The following is a 3,395-nucleotide window of genomic DNA, read 5'->3' as shown; positions in this document are numbered from 1 at the left end:
GGTCTTTCGTTTGGATCAGGCTGGATCAGGGAGCGGGGTCCGGTGCGTGCAGATGCAAGGCGGAGGAGGGAGTCAATGCGGAGCATTGGCGACCGACGACAACACGGCAGGTGCGCGTGCCGGACCCCGCGAGCCCGGCATGATCCAAACGAGAGGCCCTAAGTCCCGGACGGGCTCGGGTCGCCGTCGGCGTCCGTGCGGCCGAGCCGCTCGCGGACCCGGTCCGCCACATCCGCGTACCGCGCCTCGGCGCCGTACCGGGTGGGCTGGTAGTAGCGCTTGTCGCGCACGGCGTCCGGCGCGTACTGCTGGGCTGCGATGCCGCCGGGGACGTCATGCGGATAGACATAGCCCTGCGCGTGACCCAGCTTGGCGGCTCCCTTGTAGTGGCCGTCGCGCAGATGGGCCGGGACGGGGCCGGCCAGGCCCTTGCGCACATCGTCCTGGGCGGCGGAGATCGCCATCGTCGCCGCATTGGACTTGGGGGCGAGGGCCAGGGCGATCGTGGCGTGGCTGAGGGTGAGCGCCGCCTCCGGGAAGCCGATCATCGCGACGGCCTGGGCCGCCGCGACCGCGATGGGCAGCGCCGTGGGGTCGGCGAGACCGATGTCCTCGCTGGCCGAGATCATCAGCCGCCGGGCGATGAACCGGGGGTCCTCCCCCGCCTCGATCATCCGGGCCAGATAGTGCAGCGCGGCATCGACGTCCGAGCCGCGGATCGACTTGATCAGCGCACTCGCCACGTCGTAGTGCTGGTCGCCGTCCCGGTCGTACTTCACCGCCGCGCGGTCGACGGTCTCCTCCAGGGTCAGGAGGGTGATCTCCTTCTCCTGCTTGGACAGCGCCGCACCGGCCGCCGCCTCCAGCGCCGTCAGGGCGCGGCGTGCGTCGCCGCCCGCGATGCGCAGCAGATGCTCCTCGGCGTCCTCGGGCAGCGTCACCGCGCCGCCGAGTCCGCGCTCGTCGGTCAGGGCCCGGTGCAGCAGAGCGCGCAGGTCGTCGTCGGTCAACGACTCCAGCGTCAGCAGCAGTGAGCGCGAGAGCAGCGGGGAGATGATCGAGAAGTACGGATTCTCGGTGGTGGCCGCGATCAGCGTCACCCAGCGGTTCTCCACGGCCGGGAGCAGCGAATCCTGCTGCGCCTTGGAGAAGCGGTGGATCTCGTCCAGGAAGAGGACGGTCTCCTTGCCGTAGCCACCGGTGGCGCGGCGGGCGCCCTCGATGACCGCCCGCACTTCCTTGACGCCCGCGGTGATCGCGGAGAGTTCGACGAAGCGCTTGTTGGTGGCCTTGCTGACCACGTACGCCAGGGTCGTCTTCCCGATGCCGGGCGGACCCCAGAGGATGACCGACGAGGGGCCCGCCGGCCCCCCGCTCCCCTCGCCGACGAGGCGGCGCAGCGGCGAGCCCGGCTTGAGCAGATGCTGCTGGCCGACGACCTCGTCGAGGGTGCGCGGACGCATCCGGACAGCGAGGGGGCTGCTGGACGGGTCCTTCTCCTGGCGGTCTTCGGCTGCTGCGGTAAAGAGGTCGGGCTCCACGCTTCGAAGCCTATGTCACCGCACTGACAGCCCTGCCGGGCCCCGGTGCGGCCCGGCGCCGGCGGGATCGCCGGTCAGCTGGTCCAGAAGTCCCACCAGCGGGTCAGGATCAGCATGCCGATGATGCCGACCCACAGGACCGGCGGCACCCAGTGGAACTCGGCCAGCCCGTTGCGCAGCCAGTGGGGCGCGGGAATGATCCGGTGCTTGATGTTGTGCGTGGTGATGTAGCAGAACATGAAGATCGTGGCGACCCAGGCCAGGCAGCACCACAGGCACAGGGAGTTGATGTTGTAGAGCGACTGGTACTGGAGCCAGGTGCAGAAGCCGACACCGAACAGGGTGCCCGCGTTCATCCCCAGCCAGTACCAGTTGCGAAACCGCGCCCCGGCGAGCAGCGCCAGGCCGATGCCGATGATCACGGAGTAGGTGGCCAGGCCGAGCATCGGGTTGGGGAAGCCGAAGGCCGCCGCCTGGTCGCTCTTCATGATGTTGCCGCAGGCCACCACCGGGTTGAGACTGCAGCCCGGAACGAAATTGGGGTCTTCCGCCAGCTTGAGCTTGTCGATCGTGATGACCCACGCGGCAAGGAGTCCGGCAGCGCCCGTGATCACCAGCAGCAGTGCCAGCGCACGACTGCCGCCGATGGTCCTCTTCCCGCCGTCCTCGTCCTGGTCGGAGGAGGGATGGTCAACCGCTGCAGTCGTCATATCGCCGTTCCGTCACTGAGTAGCCTGCTGGGCACGGTCATTGTGCCGTACCGTTGCGCCGGTCTTCCGTTCGATGAACATAAAGAGGCACGCAAGGACCCGTGCACGGACGGCCCTGAGGGCACGGAGCGTGAGGGTCCGCGAAACGCTCTGGCTCCCTGGCCGAACTCACGGTGTGCGCACGCTGTCCGCACGGGCGTTGCCGCGGGCCGGGACGCGGTCGACGGCCCGGGCCTGGGGATCCGGCCGGCGCGCGTATGCGGAGTGCTCGGGCCGAACGGGGCGGAAGAGCAGGGCCGTGGGGCTTCCGTCACGGCCGTCCCGGCGTGACGGGGACGCTGTCTCCGCCCGCTGCCAGAATCCGGCCGTCGTCAGCGCTGTTCGGCCGGAATCGTCCGGCAGGATGAATCCGCTCCCGCCGGGTTGACGGTACGGGCGGCCGGGACGCTCTTCGCCGGGCCGGCCGGGGCCGAGGTGCCCGCCCGGTCGCAGGCGGCCGGAGCACCGCCCGCCCACGACCGGGGAGGGGAAACTACGCGAGGCGCGTCCGGATCGCCTCGGTCACCTCGGCCAGGGCGACAGCCGTCTGCTCGCCGGACTCCATGTCCTTGAGCTGCACGACGCCCTCGGCCAGGTCGCGCTCGCCGGCCACGATGGTGAACCGCGCGCCCGACCGGTTGGCGCTCTTCATCGCGCCCTTGAGACCGCGCCCCCCGAACGCGAAGTCCGCGGCCACACCCTCGCGGCGCAGCTGCGTGACGACGGCGAACAGCTTCCGCCGCGCCTCCTCGCCGAGCGGTACGGCGAAGACACTGGTGGTGGAGGGCAGTTCGAGCTCGATGCCCTCCGCCTCCAGGGCGAGCACCGTGCGGTCCACGCCGAGCGCCCAGCCCACCGACGGGAGCGCCGGGCCGCCGATCATCTCGGACAGGCCGTCGTACCGGCCGCCGCCGCCCACCGCCGACTGCGAGCCCAGTCCGTCGTGGACGAACTCGAAGGTGGTGCGGGTGTAGTAGTCGAGCCCGCGGACGAGCTTCTCGTCGTCCTCGTACACCACTCCCGCCGTGTTGAGCAGGTCCCGCACCTCCTCGTGGTACGCCTTGCAGGCGTCGCAGAGGTAGTCCCGCAGCACCGGCGCGCCGGT

General features: G+C 70.5%; 3 protein-coding genes. All 3 read right to left on the bottom strand.

All coding sequences use genetic code 11. The features are described from left to right. Positions 1-158 precede the first annotated feature (158 nt). Positions 159-1,541, bottom strand: coding sequence for a replication-associated recombination protein A (locus J1C73_RS03715; protein WP_123468387.1), 1,383 nt, complete (start codon positions 1,539-1,541; stop codon positions 159-161). Between the two features lie 74 nt (positions 1,542-1,615). Next, complete coding sequence (locus J1C73_RS03710) at positions 1,616-2,251, bottom strand: vitamin K epoxide reductase family protein (RefSeq protein ID WP_123468389.1); 636 nt, start codon at positions 2,249-2,251, stop codon at positions 1,616-1,618. A gap of 532 nt (positions 2,252-2,783) precedes the next feature. Then, a partial coding sequence (locus tag J1C73_RS03705; RefSeq protein ID WP_207315061.1) for a histidine--tRNA ligase occupies positions 2,784-3,395 on the bottom strand: 612 nt, incomplete at its 5' end.

Source organism: Streptomyces laculatispora (assembly GCF_017353455.1).
In the GTDB taxonomy this organism is placed as follows: domain Bacteria; phylum Actinomycetota; class Actinomycetes; order Streptomycetales; family Streptomycetaceae; genus Streptomyces; species Streptomyces laculatispora.
This window is presented reverse-complemented; position numbering and strand designations above follow the sequence as displayed.